Raw genomic sequence first — 23,289 nt, forward strand, 5'->3', positions numbered from 1 at the left:
GGCGGCGCCCGGCCTACCGCCGGGTGAGGACGGCGATGTCGGGGCCCGTGGTGACCACGAGGCGGTTGTCGGCCGTGACGGCGAGGTGGGCGGGGGCGGACAGGTAGGCGACCAGGCTGTCTTCCCCTGTCCGCAGGTCCCAGACGCGGATCGCGTCGTCGCCACCCGCCGTGACGGCGACAGGGCGGCCGTCGAGGACAGTGCAGACGATGGCGGTCACGGCGCCGTCGTGGGCGTGAAGTGGTTCGCCCACCAGCCGCGACCGCGCCGCGTCCCACACCAGGACCGTCCCGTCCCCGAATCCCGCGATCACCACCGGACGTCCCTCCACCGTCCCGCAGGCCAGCGCGGTGGCCGCCACGCCGTCGGCCTCCGACAGTTGACCGACCGGCCGCCCCTCGTCCAGATCCCACACCTGCACGGAACCGTCAACGCTCCCCGTCACCGCCACCGGGCGGCCGTTCATGACCCCGCAGGTCAGTGAGGACAGCCCGTGTTCGTGGCCGTGCGCGAACTCGGTGATCAGCATCCCCCGCGCGAGATCCCGGACATAAAGGATCCCGTTTGCAGCGGCGATCAGCACCGCCGGGCGGCCCACCGCCTCCCCGCAGGCGACCAAGGGCACCTCGGTCGGGGAGACCTGGAGCGGTTCACCGATCCACCGCCCCTTCCGCATGTCCCACACGCGCACCAGGCCGCCCCAATCGCTGACGACCGCCATCGGGCGCCCCTCCACCGCTCCGCAAGCAACCGCGTAGATCGTGTAGCCCCGGTCGGTCAGCGCCCTGCCCGTCTGCCGCCCCTCCGCCAGATCCCACACCCGCATCACCCCGACCGTGTCGCCGCTGACCGCCACGGCACGGCCCTCCACCTCGGCGCAGGCGACGGCGTTCACGCCCGCGGCGTGAGCGGCCAGCGGTTGACCGAGCCGTCGCTCCTCGGTCAGATCCCACGCCCGAGCCATCCCGTAGTCGCCGGTGATCAGCAGGAATCGCCCCTCCACCTCAGAGCAGGCGAGGCGGTGTGTCCCGCCGTCGTGGGCCGCCAGTGGCTCGCCGATCCAGCTCTCCCCGGACAGATCCCACAGCCGGAGCTTCCCGTCGTCATCGTTGACGACTTCCACAGGACGCCCGTCAACCACCCCGGCGGCCAACACTCCTCGCTCGTGACGCAGTCCACGGAACCACCCGCCGATCTGCCGTCCTGACACGAGATCCCACACTCGGACCACGGCGTCCGTGCCATTGGTCACCACCACAGGAAGGCCGCCAAGCGTCGTGCAGGCGAACCCCATCGGCCCCCCGAGGCCGCCGTAGAACGCCTCACCGACCTGCCGCCCCTCCGACAAGTCCCACACCTGGACCTTCCCGTTCCACCCGCCAATGACAGCTACCGGGCGTCCTTCCATCACAGTGCATTCCAACGCCAGCATCCCGTTGTCAAAGGCTGTGTCGATCTCCCTGATCAGCCGCTTCGTCGCGAGGTCCCACACCTCTATCTGTGCGCCACCGCTCAGCGTCACCACCACCGGGCGGCCGTCCAGCGCGCTGAGCGCCACCTCGGGCGTCCAGCGCCGATCGGTGGTCAGCAGCTCGGCGACCTGCTGCCCCTCCGCGAGGTCCCACACCTTCACCAACCCACGCCAGTCGGCGGTGACCGCCACCGGGCGGCCGTCCATCACCCCGCACGTCACCGAGACGTCGCCCACATGGCCGGTGAACGTGTGGCGTAGCGCCGGGGTGAAGGCGCCGCCGGTGGCCCACACCGTGGCCCACTCCCCCGGCGGGATGCGGTCCGTCAGGTCTAGGTGCAGGGCGTGCGCGCCCGCGCGGGCCGCGTCGAAGGCGAGGCTCTGGCGGCGCTCCGGTGGGGTGGCGGACTCGTGCAGGTGCACCGACGTGCGGTAGACCGCCGCCGCGAGGCGCGCCTCGTCGCTCCGCGTCGCGCGCAGGTGCGGGGCGAGGCGGCGCGGGGTCGCGTGGACGAGGTATTCCGTGTCGGTGACGAGCGCGTCGAGGCGGTCGGCGCGCACGGCGTGCGTGGCCAGGTGGTCAAGGGTGTACGGGTGGGCGCGCGACCAGTCGCGCGTCAGGTCGGCGTGGTACGGGACGCGGCTGGTCAGCACGTCGGTGAACGCCTCGTGGACGGCCCGCTCCTCGGTGCCCTCGCGGAGGTGTTCGGCGAGGGCCTGGTGGTAGAGGCGGTACGCGGAGCGGCCGTTCTCCGTCGCCTCGACGACGTAGGCCCCGGCGGAGGCGCGCAGCCACATCAGGTCGTCGTCGGTGTAGGCGCGGCCCGAGAGCGCCGAGGCGAGCGGGGCCCAGATGTCCTCCCAGGGCAGGCCCTGGCCCTCGGCGTACGCGAGGGGCCGCAGCAGATCGACGGCGCGGCGGGTGTGCTCGCCGAGGCGGGCGAGGTCCTGGCGCATGGCGTCGCCCGGCAGTTTCGGCAGACCGGCCCGCCACGCCGGGTCAGCCGGGTCACGGGCCACGTGGTCGGCCGCCGCGAGGGTTCCGGCGGTGATGCGGGCGACGAGGAACGAATTGCCCGCCGCCTCGGCGACGGCGTCGGCGACGAGGCGCAGCGCGTCGGGGTCGCGGCGGTAGGGCGAAGTGGCGTGCGCTTCGAGGAGGTTGCGGGCGGCGTACAGCCGGAGCGCCGCGGGGTCGGCGTAGAGATAGTGGTCAAGGTCGATGACCTGGCGGCCGAACTCACGCTCGGCGGGCGGGATTCCGAGACCGTCGAGGAGGTAGGGGCGCGTGCCGAGCAGCAGGCGGACACGGCCGTCCGCGTGGGTGATCAGGGGCCGCAGGATGCGGGCGCACAGCGTGTCGGGGGTGGCGGCCTCGTCCAGTGCGTCGATCAGCGCGGTGAACGGGCGCGTGCGTCCGGCGAGCGCTTCGAGGAGTTCCCCGACCGTCCCGGCCCGTACGTTCGCGGCGGCCGACAGGGCGCGCAACACGTCGTCGTCCGTGAGGTTCTGCGCGTACACGGCGACATCGACGCTGCCTGCCCCGGGGAGTTGGTCGGCGGCCAGCGCGAAGCTGTCGAGCGGCACGCTGCGGCGCCGTTCGGGGTGGCTCAGCGCGGCCATCAGCCCGAGGACGGCGGTCTTGCCGGAGCCGGGCCCTGCGGTGACCACGCGCACCGGCCCCCCGGCGGGCGCGGCGAGCCAGCGGCTCAGGTCGGCGAGTGCCTGCCGCCGCCCGGCGAACCACCAGCTCCGCGCCGCGCCGCTGGGATACCCCATGGCCCGCACCAGCAGGCGCGTCGTCAGCTCGGTGTCGCGGCGCCGCGCCTCCTCGCCGAAACCGGCGGCCTCCTGGATGGCGAGGTCCACGCCCGTGAGCCGCCGGTCGCGGCGCGGGTTGCGGAAGAACGGGGGCGGCTCGCCCGTGAGTCCGATCTGCGTCAGGGTGGTCTGCTGGTACCCGGGGCGATCGGGTGCGGGCTTGTTCATGTGCTGCACGACGGCCGTCGCGGACAGGGTGTCCGGGCCGTGCCCGGCGGTGGACAGGCTGCCGACCGCCTCGCCGAGCAGGCGCGGGAACAGCCCGGCGTCCGCCTGTTGGTGGGGCTGCGCGGAGGAGACGATGACGAGCCCGGCGCCGTCCGCCGTCCGCCACTGTGGCGTGATGCGTTCCAGCGCGGCGACGGCCAGTTCGTTGCCGCCCTGCCCCGAGTAGCAGGTGTCCACCATCAGCAGGAGCCGCCGCACGGGCGTGTCCCGCAGGATGACGGCGGCCAGGTTGGCGGTGCGCAGGGAGGTGTAGGCGAGGTCGGCCGGGTCGGTGTCGGCGAGGTACAGGACGTGGTCGCCGCCGTCGTCCAGGACGTCGCCGTGCCCGGACAGGTAGACGGCCACGAGGTCGTCCTCGCGCCGCTGGTCGGAGCGGCAGAAATCCCGCAGCTGGCGGCAGAGTTGGTCGCGCGTGGGGTTGAGGCCGAGGGCGGTCTCGTGCCGGTAGCCGAGGGTGCCGGTGAAGACGTCGATGGTCCGCTCGCGCGCCGCGACCAGCCCAGGCCGGTCCCACGCCGGGTTCTTCTGGTACTGGGACACGGCCGTCGCGATGAGGTACCTGCCGGGCCCGGTCACGACAGGCCCGCCGCGACCGCCGCGCCGCACAGCCGGTCCGTGAGGTAGGAGGACGCGTCGTGCGCGTGCGCCCCGTTGCGCACGATGCCCTGCCGCAGCCGTTGCCCGAAGGCGGGCCGCAGGTCCTTCACGAGCGCCACGACGTCGCCCTCGTCGGCGAGGTTCGTCCACACGAGGCCGTCTCCCCCTGGCCAGACGCCGCCTGGCGGCAGGAGCCGGTCGCGGATGAGGTGCGGGACGCCGAGGGGCGAGCCGAGGGTGACGAACGCCCGCACGCCGTGCCCCGGCCGCGCGCACAGCGCCTCGTACGCCACCACCGATCCCAGCGAGTGCGCGACGACGACGCGCGTGTCGTCGCCGAGCGCGTCCAGCACCCGCTGTCGCGCGGCCTCGCGCAGCGCGGGGTCCGTCAGGTAGCGGCGCACCTGTTTCAGGTCGAGCACCATCGCCCGCAGCGCGAGCCCGGCGAAGAACCGCGAGCCGGACAGCGCCCGGAGCGCCGCCTGCACCGAACGCGGCGTCGGGACAAGGGTGTCGGCGCCCGGCGGCACGACGCCCGGGTCGCTCCGCGCCGCCTCGGCCCACCACGCGGCCAGCAACTCCTCCTCGAATCCGGGTTCGACGTCGGCCGCCGTCACGCGTGGGTCGCCCACCGCGAGCAGTTGCCCGGCCGGGCGGAACAGATCGCCGTAGAACGCCATTGCGAGGTCGGCCTGTTGACCGGCCCCGGCCCGCCGCAGCCCGTCCGCCAGGGCAGGGGCCCACGCGGACCTCAGCGTCTCCTCCCCCAGCACCTGCTTGCCGATCCCGTGCACGCCCACCACCCGGGCCACATCCCCACCCCCGTCCGAGGACCGGCCATTCTACGGAGTGAACGGTCCTGCCGGAGCGCGGACTTCGCCCGGCCGTCTACGCTGTGGTGCCATGGGATCGACGGTGCGTCATGTCGTCCGCGACGTGGTGGCGGCCAGGGCGCCGGGTGAACTCGCCCTGCTCGACACGCTGCTCGTCCTGGACGACGAGGAGGTCGGCAGGGCGTTGCGCGGCCGTGCGCGGCGCGGGGACACGCTCGGGTTCGGGATCGCCGAGGCGACGGCCGTCGTCGTGCCGGTGGTGTGGCTGGTGGTGGACGAGGTCGTCAACCGGGGCGTGGGGGCGGCGGCCGACAGCGTCCTCGGACGGCTGCGGTCCCGGTTCGGGCGGCGCGGGCTGCCGGAGGAGGCCGCGGAGGTTCCGGCGCTCACGCGCGAGCAGTTGGTCGTGGTGCACCAGCTGGTCGTGGAGCGCGGAGCGGCGGCCGGGATCGGGCCGAAGGAGGCCGAGGCCTTGGCCGACGCGGTGGTGTCGCGGCTGGCCAGGGACGGCGGCGAGTAGGCGCGACGGTGGGGGCGAACGACGTCCGCGCCCTTGCGGACCGGGGCACGGTGCGGCGGTACGTGGTGACGCTCGTCGTGCTGGTGGCGGCCGTGCTGGAGACCGCGCGGAGCGCCGTGCGGGCGTTCACCTCGGAGGCGTCGTTCCGCCGGTGCGCGGACCGGGCGGGGGTGGACCTGGGGCTCCCGGCCGAGGAGGTGGGGAACAGGCTCGCCGTCAGCGGCGCGTTCACCGACTGCCGTGTGGGCGAGGAGGCGTGGGCCTCCGGCATGGCGCTCGCGTTCACCGGCGGCGTGGTCGTCGCCGCGCTGCTGCTGTGCCTCGCCATCCCGGTGTGGCGGGGGCGACGTCTGCGCCCGGCGGAACGGTTCGACGGCGGGCGCCCCACGTGGCTGCCGCTCACGGTGCACCTGGAACGGCTGGTAAGCCGGTCGGAACTCGGCCGACGCGCGCCCGTGTTCGTCGTGGACCCGCGTCAACACGCCGCCGGGGCGGTCGTCTTCGGGCATCCGAGGCGGCCGACGGTCTGCCTGGGCGCGGGCCTGCTGTCCTGCCGCGCGAGGCGTCAGAAGGCGTTCGAGGCCGTCGTCCTGCACGAGTTGGCGCACGTCCGCAACGGGGACATCGGCATCACCTACTTCACGGTCGCGCTGTGGCGCGTGTACTGCGCGGCCGTCCTGGTGCCTTTCCTGCTGCTCTCGCCCTGGCTCCCCGCCCAGGAGCAGGCGCCCGCCGCCGGGACGCTGGCGCCCGGCCTGGCCGCCGCGCTCCTGGGCTACCTCAGCCGCGCCGAGGTGCTGCGGCACAGGGAACTCGTCGCGGACTTCGACGCCGTGCACCTCGCAGGCGCCGAAGGCGCCGTCTGGAGGACGGCGGCCGAGGCCGAGGCGGAGGCACGCCGCGAGGGCTGGGCACGGGCGGCGGGCCGCTGGTTCGCCGGGCTGTGGCGCGCGCACCCGAGCTGGGAGGAGCGGCACACCTTCCTGACGCGCAGGGGACGGATGGACCACGGCGCCACCGGCCTCCAATCGGCCCTGTACGTCGGCGCCTTGTTCACCGTGCTGTTCACCGTGGACCTGACGGAGGGCCGGGCCGCCCGTCTCCTCTTCTACGCGGCCGTGGTCGCGCTGATCGCGGCGGCGGGGGTGTCGATGCCCCGCAAACGGCCGAGGCCCGTCTCGCTCGACGGCGCGGGCGCGCGCGCCGGGGGGCGGACGCGGCCCGTCAGGCGGCTTGGCGTCCTGGTGGCGGCGTTCTGCCTGCTCGTCGCGGCGGACGCGGCGCTGTCGCCGTTCGACGGCACGGGCCTGCCCGACGCGATGGCCAACCGCGAAAGCCTGCCAGCCGAGTTCAGGCACGAACCCCCGCCCCCGCCCGCCCCGGCGGAGGTCGCGGAGTGGGAGCGGGCGGGCGGCCGTGACGTGCTCGACCGCCTGGACGCGGCGCTCGGCATCGCCCCCGCGCTCACCTTCACCTCCCTGCCGCCCGAGGGCGACGAGGCGGAGCTGCTGGCGGACCACTGCGCGGAGATCCGCGCCGTCGTCCGCGACGGCCGCGCGCTGCGCCCGCTGCCCACCGAGCGCGAACAGGGCCTGATCGAGGACGCGTTGACGTCGGCCGAGGACGGCGGCGCCCTGCTGTGCGCGGACGGCCGGGGGCCGGACGACGCGCGGGCCGTCGTGGAGGCCGACCTCCACTACACCAGGGCCGGGACCGACCTGATGTCGCTGCGCCTCACGTTCCTGGTGGCGGGACTCGTCCCCGAGCCGCCGTGACCGGCGGCTCGGGGACGGCGATCGTGCCCTGCGCGACGGCGCACAGCGTCTCCTCACCGGCGTCGTCCACGGCCGACAGGTCGCAGCGGCAGACCACGCGGGAGCGCCCGGCGCGGACGACGCGGGCGTGGGCGCGCAGCAGCGTGCCCCTGGCGGGGCGGAGGTAGTCGATGGTGAACCCGGCGGTGAGCAGCCGGGCCCCGGCGACGGTGCCTGCGGCGAACGTCAGGGCGTTGTCCGCCGCGTAGGCGAGGACGCCGCCGTGCAGGTGGCCGTCCTGCTGGCGCAGGTCGTCGCGGACGGCGAGTTCGAGCGTGGCCTCGCCGTCGCCGAAGGCGGTCAGGCGGGTGCCGAGGAGGGCGCTGAACGGCTGGGCCGCCAGCACCTTCCGCGCGAGGGCGAGGTCGGGCGCGTTCTCCACCGTCACACCGTACTCGTCAGGGCGCGGTGCGCTGCTCGGTGGCGGCGGGCGGGGCCGGGGCGGGCGTGAGGTCGGGCAGATGCCACAGGGCGCGCAGGACGACGGCGAGTGCGAGGGCTATCAGCAGCGCGAGGGCGGTGGGGCGGCCGGGCCAGGTCTGGGGCGCCGATGGGGTGTCGGGCACGGGGGCGCCGTGGGGGCCAGGGGCGCGTAAGTCGGGTTCGCGGGACACGGGGGGATTGTCTCTTCTCGGGCCTGGGCGCCGGGATTTCGGTTAGGGGGTGGTCAGTCGTCGGGGGTGGCGAAGATGCGGAAGGCGAGGTCGATCTCGCCGGGGTGTGCGATGACGGGCTCGGACGCACGGGCCGTCCGCCGCGCGCTGCCGTGCCGTGGCGCGGTCGCCGTGCGGCGGCGGTACGCCGCGCACAGCGCGCCTGCCAGGGCGCCGAGCAGTCCGGCGGTCAGCGCTTGGCGGACCAACCTGCCGGGGCTCACCGTTCGTCCTCGCCCAACACGCGTACCAGGTAGAGGAACAGGACGACGAGACCCAGCAGGACGCCTGCGGCCACCAGGGCGGCGGCTCCCAGCACGGTCCCGGCGCAGCGCAGCACGGTCGTCACCCCGCCGCCCCGCCGTCCGCGTCCCCGGTGTCGAGGCCGAGGTCGAGGTCCAGGACGAACCACACGGCCTTGCCGCCTGCCTCGGGCTCGCAGCCGAAGTCCCGGCACATGGTGCGCAGCATCCACAGGCCACGGCCGGATACCGAGTCCCAGGCCGGTTCCACGACGACCGGCAGGAACGGCGAGCGGTCCTCCACCCGCACGGTCACCCGCCCACCGTCCGGCAGTACCGACAAACGACAGTGGCGCATCGGCCAGTAAGTCCCACACGAACCGCTGTTTGGCCTGCTCAGACCGCGTGAGGACCGTCATCGCACCTCCTGGGCTCCGTGGCGCGCCGACACGTACGGGCGGCGCCGAAGCAACCCCCCGTCACTTGCGGGCGGTTGCTTCGTTGACCAGCATGCAGCGATACGGCCACGGAATGCAATGTAGCGTCAGCATGCAATTGCGCATTCACACGGGAGTGCGCCAGGGGATGGGAGACTGGCACCATGACGACTGCAAGCCCGGTAGTGCGGCGGCGCCGACTCGGCCTCGAACTGAGGCGGCTGCGGGAGGCCGCCGACCTCAAGGGAGGCGAGGCATCGCGGGCCCTCAGCTGGTCACCCTCGAAGCTGTCCCGCATCGAGGCGGGCCGGACCGCCCCGGTGCCCTCCGACGTGACGCGGCTCCTCGACCTGTACGGCGTGCACGACCCGGAGCAGCGCGACAAGTTGGCGAAGCTGACGCGCGAGGCGCGGAAGAAGGGCTGGTGGCAGCTCTACAGCGACATCCCGTACTCCACGTACATCGGCCTTGAGGCGGCAGCCGAGTCGATGCTGACCTTCGAGACCGTCATCCCCGGCCTGTTCCAGACCAGCCGGTACGCCGAAGAGATCAACCGGGCGACGGATCCCGGTCTCTCCGAAGAGGCTCTGGAGACGCGGCTGGACGTGCGGATGCAGCGGCAGGACGTACTCGACGGTCCGAGTCCGCTGATGATGCGAGCCGTTCTCGACGAGTCCGCGCTGCGCAGGCGCGTCGGTGGGGCCGAGGTGATGCGCGAACAGCTCGACCGGCTGCTGGAGTTGTCCTCGCTGCCGAACGTGCTGCTCCAGGTCATTCCCTTCTCGGCGGGCGCGCATCCTGGGACACTGGCAGGGCCGTTCATCGTCCTGCGGTTCCCGGACATGGAAGACAGCGACGTGGTGTACGTCGAGGCGAACAACGATCCGTACCCGGATGAGGCGCAGCGGTACACGCTGCTGTTCGATAACCTCAGAGGCAGCGCCGTCAGTGTCACGCAGACGCAGGCGATGATCCGGAGCGTGAAGAAGGAACTATGAAGACGCAAGAGGCTGGGGACGCCGACCTCGCTCGCGCCGCTTGGCGCGCTCCGCGCCGGAGTCAGGCCAACGGGGCCTGCGTCGAGGTCGCGGACAACATCCCCGGCCTCGTCCCCGTGCGGGACAGCAAGAACCCCGGTCCCGTGATCATCGTTCCCGCACACGCCTGGACGACGTTCACGGACCACCTCAAGCACTGAGCGCGACAGTCACTCCGAAGCAGCCCCACCGACGCCGAACGCGGCGGGTGGGGCTGCTTTCTTGTGCACGCTGCCCGGAACGCCCGACAATCAAGACAGCCCGGTGCATGCCGACACGGGCAGGGACGGAGGGCGGGCATGAACACCCCTGACAATCACCTCCCCAACCAGCTCACTTGGCGCGCTCCACGCCGGAGTCAGGCCAATGGCGATTGCGTCGAGGTCACGGAAGGCATCCCCGGCGCCGTCCCCGTACGCGACAGCAAGAACCCAGGCCCCGTGATCGTCATCCGCACACACGCCTGGACGACGTTCACCAACCACCTCAAGCGCTGAACAGCGGACAAGCCCCGCCCCCGGCGAACGCGGTGGCAGGGCTTCCCGCTCACCCCCGCGGAGTGACGGGGCCGCGTCACGCGACCGCGGTGCCCTCCAGCTCGACCAGCTGCCCCGGGATCGCCAGGCGCGTCACGCCGAGCATCGTGGTGGTCGGCGCCACCCGCGCGGCGCCGAGGCGCCCCGCCAGCACGCCGTAGTGCTGGAAGAGCACGTCCACGTCGGTCGTGTAGACGTTGAGCCGGACCAGGTTCGCCAGCGACATCCCCGCCTGGTCGAGCACGGCCTCCAGGTTGTCGAGGCTCAGCGCCAGCTGCCCCGCCATGTCGCCCTCGTGCCGTGGCTTGCCCTCGGCGTCCATCGCGGTCTGCCCCGAGACGAAGAGGGTCCGCGTGTGCCCGGAGACGACCTCACCCTGGTTGAAGCCCAACTCAGCCGACCACGCCACCGGGTTGATCGCCGTTCGTTCCATCGCCACATCACTCCATCGGATTCATCGGACATACGGACGCCCTCAGCTCGGCGAACACCGGCCTCGACGTCGGTGACGAGCCTCCCAATGAATCACGACACCCATCGTCACGTATTCCGATCGGGCTCCGGCTAGGGTTCTCGTATGCGCGCCGACCGCCTGGTCTCGCTGGTGCTCCTGCTGCGCCAGCGCGGTCGGCTGACCGCGGAGACGCTGGCCCGCGAGCTTGAGGTGTCCACCCGCACCGTGCTGCGGGACATCGACGCGCTGTCCGCGGCGGGCATCCCCGTCTACGCGGAACGCGGCCGACACGGCGGCTTCGCGTTGCTGCCCGGCTTCAGGACCGAGCTGACCGGGCTGAATCACGACGAGGCCCTTGCCCTGCTCACCGCGGGCTCGGGCCGCGGCGAGCTGGTGTTCGGCCTCGGCTCCGCCCTCGCCTCCGCCATGCGGAAGGTGGTGGACGCGCTTCCGGCCAGCCACCAGACCTCCGCGAGCGACGCCGCTCAGCGCTTCCTCATCGACCCGGAGACCGATCTCCTCTCCCGCAGGACGGTGACCGAGGAGGTGCCCGGCTCCACCATGGTCGAGGTGCGGCGCGCGGTGCTCGCCGGGCACAAGCTGCGCCTCCACTACGCCGCCACGGGCCAGCCGCCGCGCTGGCGCACGGTGGACCCGATCGGTCTGGTCACCGTGCGCGACCGGGCCTATCTGTTGGCCACGCGCTCCGGCGAGGACCGCACCTACCGGCTGTCGCGCGTCCTGGCTGCCGAGGAGCTTCCCGAACCGGCCCAGCGCCCCGACCAGGTGGACCTGGACCGGATCTGGCGGGAACGCTCGGCGCGGTTCTTCGCGGGCGGCGACCACATGACCGTGCTGCTGCGGCTGAACCCGACGCGGCGGGAGGAGCTGCTGAACACCGCGCTGGCCGTCCGCGCGGAGGAGCCGGAGGCCGACGGCTGGCTGCGGCTCGACGTGACGTTCCAGGACCGGCGCCACGCCACCTGGGCGCTGTGGCAGCTCGGGACGGACGGGGAGGCGCTGGCCCCGCAGTCGCTGCGCGTCGCGCTGCGCGAGCGCGCCGCCGCCCTCGCCGCCCGCTACGCGGACCCGGCCTGACCGGCGCGCGGCCGGTCCGCACGGTTCAGCGCAGCAGCGTGAGCAGGGCGGTGTGGTGGACGGCCTGCACGGTGGGGACGCTGTCGGTGCGGAAGCGTTCGTCGGTGGCGTGCAGGCCGAGGTGGTCCACGCCGAATCCGGCCGTGGCGGGGATGCCGAGACCGGCGAGGTAGTTGCCGATGTTGGACGGTCCGGCGATCTTCGGCGCCAGGTGCCGCCGGTGGAGGCGGGCGGCGTCGAGCAGGGCGTGGCGCAGGGGCGCGTCGGGGGGCAGGGCGTAGGCGGGCCAGCGGGTGTGCGTGTGGACGTGGGTGGGCGGGGTGCCGGGCCAACTGCGGTCCACGCGGGCGGTGGTGGCGGCGAGCAGTTCGGCCGCGGCGGTGCCGTCGAACGTGGGGGTGGTGCGGATGTCGATGTGGAGCGTGCACAGGTCGGGGGTGACGGAGTAGCCCTCGCCGCCGGTGACGGCCGTGAAGGTCAGCTTCCCGGGCAGCGGGAAATCGGCCGAGGGGCCGGGGAGTTCGGCGGCGCCGAGTTCGCGGACGAGGTGGGCGGCCTTGTCGATGGCGCCCGGGGTGGTCCGTCTGCCGCCGGAGTGGGAGGAGACGCCGTGCACGCGGAGGCGTGAGCGGTGGACGCCTCGGCCGCCGATGACGAGGGCGTCGGCGCCGGGGTAGCCGATCATGACCCCGGCGACGTCGCGGGGGGCGCCCTGGCCCTCGAAGTAGCGTGTGGCGCCGCCGAATCCGCCGGTGTGCTCGTCCAGGTCGAACAGCAGGGTGAGGGTGCCGCGCAGCTGGTCGGCGTGGGTGGCGAGGCGGGCGGCGAGGTGGCAGAAGACGGCGACGGCGGCCTTGGAGTCGGAGCTGCCACGGCCCCACAGCCAGCCGTCCTCGATCAGGCCGGACGTGGGCGGGTGCGTCCAGGCGGCCTCGTCGCCGAAGGGCGCGGTGTCGAGGCAGGCGTCGAGGACGAGGCGCGGCCCGGGGCGCCCGCAGGGGACGTCGGCGGTGACGGCGACCGGCGCGCCGGTGGCGTCGCGCAGCACGGCGGGCGTCAGGCCGTGGGTGTTCATCCAGCCGGTGAGGGCCTCGATGACGGGCGCGTACGGGTCGATGCCCCCGCGGCTGGGGATACGGACGAGGGTCTGGGTGAGCCGCAGGACGCTGTCGTGGTCCTCGGTCGCCCAGGCCAGGACGCGCGCGGGGTCGGGGTGCCGGGGGTGGCCCACGGGTCGGGTGTCCTGCCTTGCCTGGCCGGGCGTCAGCGGCGCGCGTGGCGGATCTTGAGGCGGCCGAAGCCCATCGTGCCGGTGATCCGGATCGTCGGACCGGCGGGGCCTGGGCGCGCCCGGGGCGTGTAACGGGAGTCCTTCCAGCCGGTGTTCAGGCCTTCGACGTCCACGACCGCGTCGCGCGGGACGGTGATCTTCGCCCTGCCGGTGCCGAGGTGCAGCTCGATGTGCACCACCGGGTGCTCGATGACGGCGCGGGACAGGTCCAGGCGGACGCGTCCGAACGCGGACTCGACCTTCACGTGCCGGGGCACGCGCCACGCGCCGCGCCGTTCGATCCGCCCGCCGTACGCGGCGATGGTGGACGGTGCCTCGGGCACCTCGTCGGGGAGGGCGTCCAGGGCCGACGCCAGCTCGCCGCGCGTCGCTGCGGCGAGGGCCAGCCCGACGCGTTCGTCCATCTCCTCGTGGGTGAGGAGCCCTTCGGCGTACGCGTCCTGGAGGCGCCGGACGGCGGCGTCGCGGTCGGCGTCCCCGATCCGTCGCGTGGGCTGGTCCTGCGGGGTGGTCACGCGTCCACCCTAGCCGCGCCCCCGCGAGGCGTCGCCCGTCCGGGTTTGACTTCCACCGCTGTTGAGGTCGCAGCCTGGGGCGCGGGGCCCGTCCGGGTCCCGAGCGGCGCAAGGATCGGGAGATTCGATGATCGTCATCACCGGTGCGACGGGACACGTGGGGCACGCGCTGGCGGCGCAGCTCGCGGCAGAGGGCCACGCCGTGCGCGGCCTGACCCGCGACCCGGCGCGCGCGACGCTGCCCGCCGGGGTGGAGGCCGCCCCGGCGGACTTCTCCGGGCCCGCCGGGCTGAAGGCGGCGTTCGCCGGGGCCGACGCGCTCTTCCTCAACCTCGCCGGGGTCGGCGACGCGACCGAGGAGGTCGTGACGGCGGCGGTCCGAGCGGGCGTGACGCGCGTCGTGATGCTCTCCTCGGGCGCGGTCACCGACGACGAGGCGGACGACCGGGGCGTGATCGCGACCTGGCACGTCGCGGCCGAGCGGACGGTGCGGGCGGCCGGGGTGGAGTGGACGATGCTGCGGCCGAACATGTTCGCCGTCAACACCCTCGCGTACGCGGGGCAGATCCGCGCCGGGGACGAGGTCCGCGCCCCGCACGGCGACGCGGCGCAGGCGCCCGTCCACGAGCGGGACATCGCCGCCGTCGCCGTCCGCGCGCTGCTGGACGACGGGCACCACGGCCGTGCCCACCGCCTCACCGGCCCCGAGGCGGTCACGACGGCCGAGCAGGTCCTCACCATCGGGGCGGCGCTCGGCCGCCCGCTGCGCTTCACGGAGCTTTCCGGGCGCGAGGCCGCCGCGCTGTACGCGCACATGCCGCCGCAGGTCGTCGAGGAGATGCTGGACGCGCTCGGCGCGTCGGTCGGGACGCCGCCGGAGATCACGACGACCGTGCGGGACGTCACGGGCGTCCCGGCCAGGACGTTCGCGCAGTGGGCCGCCGACCACGTGGCCGACTTCCGCTGAAGGCCCGGCGCGCGGGGCCGTTGATACGCTCGCGGAACGACTCGGCGGCTGGGGGAAACGTGATTCAACTGTCCGAACTGATCGCCCAGTTGCGGCGCGAGCTGGCCGACGCCGTGGCCGAGGGCGACGGCAAGCCCCTGCGGTTCGACATCGGTTCCGTCGAGCTGGAGGCGACGCTGACCGTGGACCGGGAGGCGACGGCGGACGGCAGGGTCCGCTTCTGGGTGGTCGAGACGGGCGGCGCCGCGCGCGCCGCGCACGGGGAGACCCAGCGCGTCACCCTCACCCTCCAGCCCCGCGTCCTCGGCCCCGACGGGGCCTACGACAGGGCGCTGATCGGCGGCGACTCCGTTGACGGCGAGCGCTGACGGCGGGGGGAACGGCCTGGTCGCGGGGCGTGTCGCCGAGATCATCGCGCGGCGGGCGGGCGGCGGCTCTGCGCGGGGCTCCGGCTACCTGATCGCGCCCGGCCGCGTCCTGACCGCCGCGCACGTCGTCCCGGAGGACGCGGCCGGGATCACGGTCCGGTTCGACGCCGACCTGCCGGGCGAACGGACGGCCGCCGCCGCCGTCGCCTGGCGGCACCGGGCGCTCGACATCGCCGTCCTCACGTACCGGCCCGCGGACGGGGCGGAGGACGGCGTGGCCCCGGCCGTCGTCGGACGGGTCGGCGAGTTCGACGGCGAAGTCCCGTTCTCCACGCTCGGATTCCCGCTGCTGTCGCTGCGCGAGGACGGCACGGGCGGCGGCCGGTACCGCGACACGCATCAGCTCACCGCCACCTTCCTGCCGCTGTCCAACCGGCGCGAGGGCACGTTCGACCTGGCGGCCAGGCCCGTCGCGCAGGCCCTGGCGCGCGGCGGCTCCGCGTGGGAGGGCATGTCGGGCGCGCCCGTGTTCAGCCGCGGGCTGCTGATCGGCGTGGTCGTCGCGGCGCACCGCTCCCCCGGCGAGGAGCGCCTGACGGCGACCCGCATCGACCGCTGGGCCGACCGGTTGCGCGCCGAGCCGGAGGCGCTCGCCACGCTGGGCACCCACCTCGGCGCGGACCTCGCGCCCGGCCGACTGCCGGACGTACGCGGCCGGTTGGCCCGCACGCCCGCGACGCCCTCGCTGCCCGACGCCCTCGCCGACCCGCCGCCCCCGCCCGCCGTGTTCCGGTACCGGGACGCCGAACTGGCCGCCGTGCTGGACGCGTTGCGGCCCGGGGCGGCCCCGGTGCCGAGCGGTCGCGCGCTGGCGGTGACGGGCCCGGCCGGTGTCGGCAAGACGTCGCTGGCCGCACAGGCGGCGGCCGTGGCGCGGCGCGAGGGCTGGTTCCCCGGCGGATTCCTGTACGCCGACCTGCTCGGGCACCGCCCGCAAGGACCGGGAGCGCTGACGGCCGAGGCCATCCTGCGCACGCTGCTGCGGGCCCTGCTGCCGGGCACGGGCGGCGACGTGGAGCGGTACAACCTCAACGGCCTGGCGGCCCTCTTCCGCGACGCGCTGCGCGAACGCGGCGACGCGCGCGGCCCCGTGCTCGTCCTGCTCGACAACGCGCCGCCCGACTTCCCCGCGGGCCTGTTCCTCCCCGGCGGCACCCGGCACCGGCTGCTGCTCACCGCGCGGACGGCACGCGACTGGTCCACGCTGCCGCTGCTGCGCCTCGGCCCGCTGGAGCGCGCGCAGTCCCGCGCCCTGCTCGCCGAGCTGCTGCGCGGCACCGGCGTGCCGCTTGAGGGCATCAGCGAAGGGGAGTTCGCCGAGATCGCCGCGCTGTGCGAGGACCTGCCGCTGGCGCTCGCCGTCGCCGCCGGGCGGCTGCGGGACGACACGGGGCACGGCGCCGGGCCGCTGCTCACCGTCCTGCGGGAGCCCGGGGGGCGGCTGGCCGAGCTGGACATGCGCGCGGTCTACGCGGCGACGTACGGCGCGCTGGACGAGCGGGACGCCCGGCTGTTCCGCCTGCTGGCCCTGCATCCGGGCGGCGCGATCGACGGCTGGTCGGCCGCCGCGCTGCTCGGCGTGCCGGACGCGGCCGACGCGCTGCGCCGTCTGCACCGTGCCGAGCTGCTGCAACGGACGGACGGCGAGGGCCGGTTCCGGCTGCACGACCTGCTGCGCGCGTACGCGGAGGAGCTTCTCGGCGGGACGCGGGAGGACGAACGCGCCGCGGCCCTCGACCGGCTGCTGACCCGCGCGGGCGAGCTGGCCGCGCGGGGCGACGCCGACTGGCTCACGCGGGAGGAGGGGACGCTGCTCGCGCTCCTCGGGACGGCGGCCGAGGCGGGCGCGACCGGCCATGTCGAGACGCTGGGGCCGCCGCTGGACGCGCATCTCACCCGGCGGGTGCGGCTGCGGGAGTCGGTCGTGGTGCTGCGCCACCTGATCGCCGCCGCGCAGCAGCGGGGCGAACGGCTGCGCGAGGCCGGGCTGTTCGTGGACCTGGCCGCGCGCTACCTCGACCTCGAACACCCCGCGTTCACCGTGCGCTGCCTCGACTCCGCGGGGGCGCTCTACCGGCGGGCGGGGTCGTTCCCGCTGCACACGCTGGAACTGCACGCCACGATCGCCTTCCGGTCGGAGGAGTGGGCCGGGGCCGTGACGAACTACCGGTGGGCCGCGCGGGAGGCGACGCAGCGCCGTGACGACGCGCGGCTGGTGAGCGCGCTCCTCGGGCTCGGCAGGAGTCACGCGGAACTGGACCAGCCCGCGGAGGCGCTGGACGCGTGGGAGCGCGCCGTGGCGGTCGCGGAGGGCTGCGGGGACCTGGGAGGGGCCTCGGAGGCGCTGGCCAGGTCGGCGCTGCTGTGGAGCGAGGTCGGCGACACCGAGCGGGCCGGGCCGCCGGCGCGCGCCGGGCTCGACCTGGCCAGGCGGTCGGGGGACGTGCGGCGCCTCGTGTACGCGCTCACGGCGGAGGCGTTCGTCTGCGCCGACGAGGGCGCGACGGCGCGGGTGGACGCGCTGCTGGACGAGGCGCTGGACCTGACGCGGTCCCACCCCATGCCGGACGAGCGGCTGGCGCTGCTGGACGCGCGGTACCAGCTGCTGCGCTTCCAGGAGCGCGCGGAGGAGGCCGACCGGGTGCGGGAGGAGTGGGCGGAGCTGCGCGCCGGGCTGGACGGCGGGCCGTCCGACGTCCCGGAGCCGCCGCCGGTCTCGCCCGCGCGGCTCGACCGGCGCGCGCTGACGCGCGTCTTCGTCCTCCCCGGCCTGTGGACGGCCTGGTCGCTGGGCGTGACGGTGCTGTTCGTCGTGTCCGGGTACACCGGCAGGGCCGTCGCGTGGGGCTGCTACACGGCGGCGGTCGGCGCGCTGGCGTGGGCCAACCACCGCGACTGGAGCATGCCGCCGGGGAGTCCCGTGAAGCACCCGTGGATGCGGCTGGGGGTGTGGGTGTCCGTATGCGTGGCGCAGTTCGCGGTGCTGGCCGTGGACTCGGCGAACCCCCTGCTGCTGCCCGCCGTCCTGTGCTACGGCGTCATCCCGTGGCTGTGGTACCGGAATCCGGTGAGCCCGTGGGGCGCCCGCGCCCGGTTGCGGCTGCGGCTGCGGCTGCGTGGGGGGCGTGCCCCGTGACGGACGTGACCGGGCATCCTGCCAGTGGCAAGATGGGGTGCGCAGGAGCGACCTGGAGGTGGGGACGATCAGCCAGCAGGGCTATCACCACGGGAATCTGCGCCGCGCCGTCATGGACGCCGCGCTGGAGGCGATCGGGGAGACGGGGCCGTCCGGCTGGAGCCTGCGCGAGCTGGCGCGCCGCGCCGGTGTCTCGCACGCCGCGCCCGCGCACCACTTCGGCGACAAGGCGGGGCTGCTGACCGCCGTGGCGGCCGAGGGGTACGCGGCGCTCTCCGACGAACTGGAGCGCGCGGACGGGGACTTCGGCGAGGTGGGCGCGGCCTACGTGCGGTTCGCCGTGACGCGGCCCGCGTACTGGACGGTGATGTTCCGGCCCGAGCTGTACCGGGCGGACGATCCGGCGGTCGCGGCGGCGCGCGCCCGTTCCCGTGCGGTCCTGGTGAGCGGCGCGCGGGGCGCCGCGGGGCGGCCGGAGCGGGAGCGGCTGGTGATGCTGGCCGCCTGGTCGCTGGCGCACGGCTTCGCCGGGCTGTGGCTGGACGGCGCGCTGGCCGAGTCGGCCGAGGACGGGCGGGACCCGGCGGAGCTGGCGCGCGCGGTGTTCCGTACGGCCGCCGAAGGGTTCGGCTCCCCCGGGGACTGACGGCCGGGGGAAGAGAGGGCCCACCGTGGTTGTTCCCTGTCCCCCGGGCCGAGGGGCCGGGGAGACGAGGAGTGACGCATGCGAGCCGTGGCCTTCGAGCGTGGCGGCGCACCCGAGGTGCTGACCGTCGTGGAGCTGCCGGAGCCGACGCCGGGTCCTGGCGAGATCCGCGTGCGGGTGCACGGCGCGGGCGTGAACCCGGCGGACACCCTGCTGCGGGCGGAGGGCAGCGCCGTGACGGCGTTCCCGGGCCCGCACGTCCTCGGCATGGACGTCGCGGGCGTCGTGGACGGGATCGGCCCCGGCACGGAGACGTCGCTCTCCCTGGGCGATCGGGTGATGGCGGTCGTGCTCCCGGTGCGGCCGGAGGGCGGCGGGTACGCGGAGCGGGTCGTCGTACCGGCCGGGTGGGCGGTGGCCGTGCCCGAGGGGATCTCGCCGCACGAGGCCGCGACCGTGCCCATGAACGCGCTGACCGTGCTGAGCGCCTTCGAGGCGATGGACCTGGCCGGGGGCGAGACCGCCGGGGTCACGGGCGCGGCCGGGGCGTTCGGCGGCGCCTTCGTGCAGTTGGCCGCCGTGCGCGGCATCCGTACCGTCGCGGACGCCGCGCCGAAGGACGACGCGCTGCTGCGTGAGCTGGGCGCCACCTGGGTGGTGCGGCGCGGTGCGGACGTCGCGGAGCGGATGCGGGAGGTGGTGCCGCAGGGGGTGGACGCCCTCGTGGACGGCGCGCTGCTGGGCCCGCGCGTGCTGCCCGCCGTGCGGGACGGGGGCCGCTACGCGAGCCTGCGCAAGCTCGGCGAGGCCGGTACGCAGCTGCTGCCCTCACCGGCGCCGCGCGGGATCTCGTACCGGACGTTCGGGGTGCACGAGTGGTTCGGGCGGGCCGATCTGATGGACGAGATCGCGAGGGCGCTGGCGGCGGGACGGCTCACGCCGCGCGTCGCCGAGGTCGTGCCGCCCGGGGAGGCGGCGCGGGCGCACGCGACGTTGGAGGCGGGCGGGGTGCGGGGCCGGTTCGTCCTCGACTTCTCCTGAGCGCGGGCGGCGTCAGAGCAGGTCGCGGGGGACGTTCTCCGTCCAGGTGCGGGAGAACACGCGGTGCGGGCCCTCGTACGCGTCGAGGGTCGCGTGCATGAGGAATTCCGTGGGCGTGCACTCCAGGACGGTCCTGGTCTCCGTGCGCGTGTCGAAGGCGCCGCGCCGGAAGCCCATGGTCCACGCCGACTCGCCGCGCACCGAGCAGAAGCGGTCGGCGACGGAGTCGTAGCGCTCGTAGGCGCGGCGGCGCACCTCCATGGCGTTGTCCTCGAAGCGCTCGACGCCCATGTCCTTCACGATCTCCAGCGCCGACCGGTAGTGCACCAGGTCGCGGGAGACCTCCCAGCGCTGCTCGCCGGGTTCGAGCCGGGTCGTCGTGAGGGGGCGGGCGCCCTCGGGCTCGGCGAAGGGGTGGGCACCGACGTTGTCCGGCTCCCCTGCCGGGCGCACGGGCAGGACGAGGCTGCCGCCGCCGTGCACCGTCATCAGCACGGGCTCGGGCGGGGGCCAGGCCAGCGGCCAGTAGGAGGTGGACAGGGACAGGCGGACGCGGTGGCCCGGCGGGAACGCCTGCGCCACGCCGTTCAGCCGCAGGGTGACGCGGTAGCGGCGGCCAGGTTCCAGGGGCTGCGGCGCGTCGTGGCTGTCGCGGCGGGTGAGGTTGAGCAGGCCGTAGGTGACGCGGGTGGCGCTGCCGTCCTCGGCGACGTCGGACAGGCGCGCGGCGATCATGGCGACGGGCCGGTTGACGGAGACTTCGAGCTCGACCGTGGGCGAGCCGAGGATCTCCAGCCGTTCGGCCAGGGGGTCGCTGTCGTGGACGATCGAGCCGCCGTCCTCCTCGCGCTGGTCGTAGGGCAGGTCGGGCGGCGCGTTGTAGGAGGCCCACTTCCCGGCGAACTGGCCGACCGACAGGGGCGAGCGGACCGTCGCCTCGGGGTAGGCGCGCAGCGGTTTCTCCTCGGGGCTGCCGAGGCGCGGGCCGAGCAGCGGGTAGGCGGTCTCCTCGATGTGCGGGGACGGCCAGGAGGGTTCGCCGACCCAGCGGCCGGGGCGTTCCTCGTAGGCGGTGGAGGGCGGGACGCTCTCCTGCATCCAGGCGCGCAGCATGGGGCCGTCCATGACGCCGTTGTCGGCGTCCTTCAGCCAGTGGTCCCACCAGCGGACGATCTCCTGGAGGTAGCCGATGGCAGGTCCCGGCTCGCCCTGGTGGGGGAACTTGTGGGACCAGGGGCCGATGAGGCCCTTGCGGGGCACGTCCAGGTGTTCGAGCAGGCGCGTGACGGCGTTCGAGTAGCCGTCGGCCCAGCCACTGGAGGCGAGGACGGGGACGCGGACGGCGGCGTAGTCCTCGCAGACGGAGGCGTGCTGCCAGTAGGCGTCGCGGCGCTGGTGGCGCAGCCAGCGTTCGACCCAGGGGCGGGCGGCGGCGAGGCGTTCGAACCACATGGCGCGCCAGGCGTCGCCGACGAGCAGGGGGTCGGGCGGGCAGGTGGCGTAGGCGAACATGGTGCCCGCCTCGGCCAGGTTGTCGGAGAGCATGCAGCCGTTCATGTAGTGCATGTCGTCGGCGTACCGGTCGTCGGTGAAGGACGCGATGGCGATGGCGCGCAGGCTGGGCGGGCGGCGCGCGGCGACCTGGAGGGCGCTGAACGCGCCCCAGGACAGGCCCATCATGCCGGTGCGTCCGTCGCACCACGGGCGGGTCGCGAGCCAGGCGAGGACGTCCTCGGCGTCGGTCTGCTCGCGCTCCAGGTACTCGTCCAGCAGGACGCCCTCGGACTCGCCGGTGCCGCGCAGATCGACGCGGACGCAGGCGTAGCCGTGCCCGGCGATGTAGGGGTGGTGGACCGAGTCGCGGACGGACGTGAGGTCGCCCTTGCGGTAGGGGATGTACTCCAGGACGGCGGGGACCGGCTCGGTGCCGGAGTTCTCCGGGCGCCAGACGCGGGCGGAGAGGCGGATGCCGTCCGAGACGGGGACGGTGACGTGGTCCTCGCGGAGGACGGGGTGCGGGAGGTCGTCCGTGACGCGCATCAGGCGGGGCCCTCCTCGGGGCGCCCGCCGCCGTCGCCGTCGTCGGGGCCGCCGTCGGGGACGGTGAACGCGAAGTCGAGGGAGCGTACGCACTCCTCGTACTTGGCGACCATCTCCTCCTCGCTGTCGGCCGCGGTGAAGACGTGGGCCAGCTCGAAGCTGTAGCTGTCCTGCTCGGGCAGTTCCGACAGGCGCGTCCCCGCGGGCGGGACGTGGTTGACGAGCGTGCCGGGGACGCGGCGGGCGAGGTCGGCCAGGGCGGCGTCGGTGGGCGCGCGGGTGACGACGGCGTCGGTGAAGCGGCGGTGGTACCACTTGGCGGCGACGGCGTGGGCGCCCTCGCGGTGCGGGAGGCCGGGCTCGCGGCCGAGGGCGAGGGCGAGCATGGCGTGGTGGTTCGAGGCGCCGTCCACGGCGGCGAAGAGTTCCGCGTGCGACTGGGAATGACGCGGATTGACCTCCAGGAGATTGATCCTGTCGGTTTCCTGGTCGTAGAAGTACTCGATGCTGAACGTGGCGTCGTTCATCCCGATCCGCGTGATCACCCGCCGGGCGATGTCCTCCAGCCGTGCCACGACGCCGTCGGGCAGCCGGGACGGGTACTGGTGCCGCAGGAAGCAGGGGCTGTCGGGGTACGTCAGCGAGTCGAGCGCCCCGTACACCGTCACCTCGCCGTCGCGGACGTAGCCCTCCACGGCGACCTGCTCGCCGCGTATCGCCTCCTCCGCGAGGCAGGCCGCGCCGCCCGCCTCGGCGATCTCGGGCGGCAGCTCAAGCCGGTCCAGCACGAACTCGAACGGGTGACCGACGCGGCCGACTCCCGCGCGGATCTCGGCGACGGCCGCGCGGAACTCGTTGCGGTCGTGCACGCCGAAGGCCAGCTCGGAGGAGTAGGCGGTCACGGGCTTCAGCCACATGGGGAACCGCACCCCCTCCGGCGGCGCCGGGTCGTCCGCCGACAGGTCCACCAGGCCGAAGCGCGGCACGGCGTCCGTCACCGCCGCCTGTTCGAGGCGGCTCCAGTACTTGTGCTCGCACTTGGCGACGGACTCCAGGCTCGTGCTGCGCAGCCCGTAGCGGCGGGCGAGGATCGGCACCAGGGTGGAGACCGGGAAGTCCCAGTAGCCGACGATGGCGTCGATCGTGCCGTCGAAGGCGTCGAGCTGCCGTTCCGCCGAGCGGACGAGCGCGGGGAAGTCCACCTCGCCGTGCTGGAGTTCGGCGAGGGTCAGCAGCGGGTGCAGCCGGTGGGCCGCCGCGTCGGGCACGTCGCGCAGGGCCGCCTCGTTCGCCTCGTCCATGCCGATGACGAAGACGTCGGCGGTCGTCCCGGCGTCCACGGCGTGTGCCGCGCCCGCCGCCCTCGTCGTGTCAGGGGTGCCGGTCCTGGCCGCGTGACTCACCGGTGCCCTCCTCCGTTCCCGGCCCGCCGGGATGCGGGCGCGGACCTTTCGGAGTACCCCCGACGGCGCGAGGCATGCGCC

23 protein-coding genes are annotated in these 23,289 nt (G+C 74.5%); 11 read left to right on the forward strand and 12 right to left on the reverse strand.

The window, feature by feature from the left end:
* Positions 1 to 13: 13 nt before the first annotated feature.
* Together IF27_RS13630 and IF27_RS13635 are read right to left on the reverse strand one after the other, a co-directional pair.
* Entirely contained in the window at positions 14 to 4,096 is a 4,083-nt protein-coding gene (locus IF27_RS13630) for a caspase family protein (protein ID WP_190232935.1), read from the reverse strand.
* Positions 4,093 to 4,929, reverse strand: coding sequence for an alpha/beta hydrolase family protein (locus IF27_RS13635; RefSeq protein ID WP_190232936.1), 837 nt, complete (start codon positions 4,927 to 4,929; stop codon positions 4,093 to 4,095). Before IF27_RS13635 ends, IF27_RS13630 begins: the two co-directional genes overlap by 4 nt.
* Before the next feature lie 91 nt (positions 4,930 to 5,020).
* On the opposite strand from IF27_RS13635, the gene IF27_RS31050 reads away from it, so the two are divergent.
* On the forward strand, positions 5,021 to 5,470 hold the full coding sequence (locus IF27_RS31050; RefSeq protein WP_052849790.1) for a hypothetical protein: 450 nt from the start codon (positions 5,021 to 5,023) through the stop codon (positions 5,468 to 5,470).
* Positions 5,471 to 5,478: 8 nt separating this feature from the next.
* The gene (locus IF27_RS13645; RefSeq protein WP_052849791.1) at positions 5,479 to 7,245 is read left to right on the forward strand and encodes a M48 family metalloprotease; all 1,767 of its coding nucleotides are present in this window, start codon (positions 5,479 to 5,481) and stop codon (positions 7,243 to 7,245) included.
* On the opposite strand, the gene IF27_RS13650 is transcribed toward IF27_RS13645, so the two are convergent.
* The 5 genes from IF27_RS13650 to IF27_RS13660 are packed head-to-tail and all read right to left on the reverse strand — an operon-like array spanning position 7,205 to position 8,495.
* A complete protein-coding gene (locus tag IF27_RS13650) occupies positions 7,205 to 7,666 on the reverse strand; it encodes a PaaI family thioesterase (RefSeq protein WP_052849851.1) in 462 nt (153 codons plus the stop codon). The two genes, IF27_RS13645 and IF27_RS13650, sit on opposite strands and share 41 nt — an antisense overlap.
* Positions 7,667 to 7,682: 16 nt before the next feature.
* Positions 7,683 to 7,898, reverse strand: a complete 216-nt coding sequence (locus tag IF27_RS31055) for a hypothetical protein (protein ID WP_190232937.1) — start codon at positions 7,896 to 7,898, stop codon at positions 7,683 to 7,685.
* Positions 7,899 to 7,951: 53 nt separating this feature from the next.
* On the reverse strand, positions 7,952 to 8,161 hold the full coding sequence (locus tag IF27_RS13655) for a hypothetical protein (RefSeq protein WP_052849792.1): 210 nt from the start codon (positions 8,159 to 8,161) through the stop codon (positions 7,952 to 7,954).
* Positions 8,158 to 8,286 (reverse strand): hypothetical protein, encoded by a 129-nt coding sequence (locus tag IF27_RS31820; protein WP_263053840.1) that lies wholly within the window; start codon positions 8,284 to 8,286, stop codon positions 8,158 to 8,160. Before IF27_RS31820 ends, IF27_RS13655 begins: the two co-directional genes overlap by 4 nt.
* Entirely contained in the window at positions 8,283 to 8,495 is a 213-nt protein-coding gene (locus tag IF27_RS13660) for an ATP-binding protein (protein ID WP_052849793.1), read from the reverse strand. Before IF27_RS13660 ends, IF27_RS31820 begins: the two co-directional genes overlap by 4 nt.
* Positions 8,496 to 8,780: 285 nt before the next feature.
* Here IF27_RS13660 and IF27_RS13665 point away from each other — a divergent pair, with 285 nt between their 5' ends.
* The 3 genes from IF27_RS13665 (at position 8,781) to IF27_RS30270 (ending at position 10,150) form a co-directional block, all read left to right on the forward strand.
* The gene (locus tag IF27_RS13665; RefSeq protein WP_110945848.1) at positions 8,781 to 9,614 is read left to right on the forward strand and encodes a helix-turn-helix domain-containing protein; all 834 of its coding nucleotides are present in this window, start codon (positions 8,781 to 8,783) and stop codon (positions 9,612 to 9,614) included.
* Positions 9,611 to 9,814, forward strand: coding sequence for a DUF397 domain-containing protein (locus tag IF27_RS13670; RefSeq protein ID WP_052849794.1), 204 nt, complete (start codon positions 9,611 to 9,613; stop codon positions 9,812 to 9,814). Before IF27_RS13665 ends, IF27_RS13670 begins: the two co-directional genes overlap by 4 nt.
* A 138-nt stretch (positions 9,815 to 9,952) precedes the next feature.
* Positions 9,953 to 10,150 (forward strand): DUF397 domain-containing protein, encoded by a 198-nt coding sequence (locus tag IF27_RS30270; protein WP_110945849.1) that lies wholly within the window; start codon positions 9,953 to 9,955, stop codon positions 10,148 to 10,150.
* 76 nt (positions 10,151 to 10,226) lie between these two features.
* Here the strand turns inward: IF27_RS30270 and IF27_RS13675 are convergent, their stop codons facing one another.
* Positions 10,227 to 10,622: a RidA family protein gene (locus tag IF27_RS13675; protein WP_052849795.1), complete on the reverse strand. Its 396-nt coding sequence runs from the start codon at positions 10,620 to 10,622 to the stop codon at positions 10,227 to 10,229.
* Positions 10,623 to 10,766: 144 nt separating this feature from the next.
* Here IF27_RS13675 and IF27_RS13680 point away from each other — a divergent pair, with 144 nt between their 5' ends.
* Entirely contained in the window at positions 10,767 to 11,741 is a 975-nt protein-coding gene (locus IF27_RS13680) for a helix-turn-helix transcriptional regulator (protein ID WP_052849796.1), read from the forward strand.
* Positions 11,742 to 11,766: 25 nt separating this feature from the next.
* Here the strand turns inward: IF27_RS13680 and IF27_RS13685 are convergent, their stop codons facing one another.
* Positions 11,767 to 12,972, reverse strand: a complete 1,206-nt coding sequence (locus IF27_RS13685; RefSeq protein ID WP_110945850.1) for a M20 family metallopeptidase — start codon at positions 12,970 to 12,972, stop codon at positions 11,767 to 11,769.
* Between the two features lie 32 nt (positions 12,973 to 13,004).
* Positions 13,005 to 13,547, reverse strand: a complete 543-nt coding sequence (locus IF27_RS13690; RefSeq protein WP_052849797.1) for a DUF1707 SHOCT-like domain-containing protein — start codon at positions 13,545 to 13,547, stop codon at positions 13,005 to 13,007.
* 127 nt (positions 13,548 to 13,674) lie between these two features.
* Here IF27_RS13690 and IF27_RS13695 point away from each other — a divergent pair, with 127 nt between their 5' ends.
* The 5 genes from IF27_RS13695 (at position 13,675) to IF27_RS13715 (ending at position 19,765) form a co-directional block, all read left to right on the forward strand.
* The gene (locus IF27_RS13695; protein WP_052849798.1) at positions 13,675 to 14,514 is read left to right on the forward strand and encodes an NAD(P)H-binding protein; all 840 of its coding nucleotides are present in this window, start codon (positions 13,675 to 13,677) and stop codon (positions 14,512 to 14,514) included.
* A 59-nt stretch (positions 14,515 to 14,573) separates the two neighbouring features.
* The gene (locus IF27_RS13700; RefSeq protein ID WP_052849799.1) at positions 14,574 to 14,882 is read left to right on the forward strand and encodes a trypco2 family protein; all 309 of its coding nucleotides are present in this window, start codon (positions 14,574 to 14,576) and stop codon (positions 14,880 to 14,882) included.
* Positions 14,866 to 18,078 (forward strand): serine protease, encoded by a 3,213-nt coding sequence (locus tag IF27_RS13705; protein ID WP_052849800.1) that lies wholly within the window; start codon positions 14,866 to 14,868, stop codon positions 18,076 to 18,078. The genes IF27_RS13700 and IF27_RS13705 overlap by 17 nt, the downstream gene beginning before the upstream one ends.
* Positions 18,079 to 18,190: 112 nt before the next feature.
* Complete coding sequence (locus IF27_RS13710) at positions 18,191 to 18,724, forward strand: TetR/AcrR family transcriptional regulator (RefSeq protein WP_052849854.1); 534 nt, start codon at positions 18,191 to 18,193, stop codon at positions 18,722 to 18,724.
* Between the two features lie 78 nt (positions 18,725 to 18,802).
* Positions 18,803 to 19,765 (forward strand): quinone oxidoreductase family protein, encoded by a 963-nt coding sequence (locus IF27_RS13715; RefSeq protein ID WP_052849801.1) that lies wholly within the window; start codon positions 18,803 to 18,805, stop codon positions 19,763 to 19,765.
* Between the two features lie 12 nt (positions 19,766 to 19,777).
* On the opposite strand, the gene IF27_RS13720 is transcribed toward IF27_RS13715, so the two are convergent.
* Together IF27_RS13720 and IF27_RS13725 are read right to left on the reverse strand one after the other, a co-directional pair.
* Positions 19,778 to 21,805 (reverse strand): CocE/NonD family hydrolase, encoded by a 2,028-nt coding sequence (locus tag IF27_RS13720; protein ID WP_052849802.1) that lies wholly within the window; start codon positions 21,803 to 21,805, stop codon positions 19,778 to 19,780.
* The gene (locus IF27_RS13725; protein WP_052849855.1) at positions 21,805 to 23,106 is read right to left on the reverse strand and encodes an ATP-grasp domain-containing protein; all 1,302 of its coding nucleotides are present in this window, start codon (positions 23,104 to 23,106) and stop codon (positions 21,805 to 21,807) included. Before IF27_RS13725 ends, IF27_RS13720 begins: the two co-directional genes overlap by 1 nt.
* Positions 23,107 to 23,289: the final 183 nt, after the last annotated feature.

This window comes from Streptomyces avicenniae (assembly GCF_000719135.1).
Lineage (GTDB): Bacteria > Actinomycetota > Actinomycetes > Streptomycetales > Streptomycetaceae > Streptomyces > Streptomyces avicenniae.

Coding starts and splice junctions, on each gene's coding strand:
- IF27_RS13720 (WP_052849802.1), bottom strand. CDS start 21,805: ATGCGCGTCACGGACGACCTCCCGCACCCCGTCCTCCGCGAGGACCAC.
- IF27_RS13715 (WP_052849801.1), top strand. CDS start 18,803: ATGCGAGCCGTGGCCTTCGAGCGTGGCGGCGCACCCGAGGTGCTGACC.
- IF27_RS31050 (WP_052849790.1), top strand. CDS start 5,021: ATGGGATCGACGGTGCGTCATGTCGTCCGCGACGTGGTGGCGGCCAGG.
- IF27_RS13665 (WP_110945848.1), top strand. CDS start 8,781: ATGACGACTGCAAGCCCGGTAGTGCGGCGGCGCCGACTCGGCCTCGAA.
- IF27_RS13670 (WP_052849794.1), top strand. CDS start 9,611: ATGAAGACGCAAGAGGCTGGGGACGCCGACCTCGCTCGCGCCGCTTGG.
- IF27_RS13675 (WP_052849795.1), bottom strand. CDS start 10,622: ATGGAACGAACGGCGATCAACCCGGTGGCGTGGTCGGCTGAGTTGGGC.
- IF27_RS30270 (WP_110945849.1), top strand. CDS start 9,953: ATGAACACCCCTGACAATCACCTCCCCAACCAGCTCACTTGGCGCGCT.
- IF27_RS13725 (WP_052849855.1), bottom strand. CDS start 23,106: ATGGACGAGGCGAACGAGGCGGCCCTGCGCGACGTGCCCGACGCGGCG.
- IF27_RS13680 (WP_052849796.1), top strand. CDS start 10,767: ATGCGCGCCGACCGCCTGGTCTCGCTGGTGCTCCTGCTGCGCCAGCGC.
- IF27_RS13710 (WP_052849854.1), top strand. CDS start 18,191: ATGGACGCCGCGCTGGAGGCGATCGGGGAGACGGGGCCGTCCGGCTGG.
- IF27_RS13695 (WP_052849798.1), top strand. CDS start 13,675: ATGATCGTCATCACCGGTGCGACGGGACACGTGGGGCACGCGCTGGCG.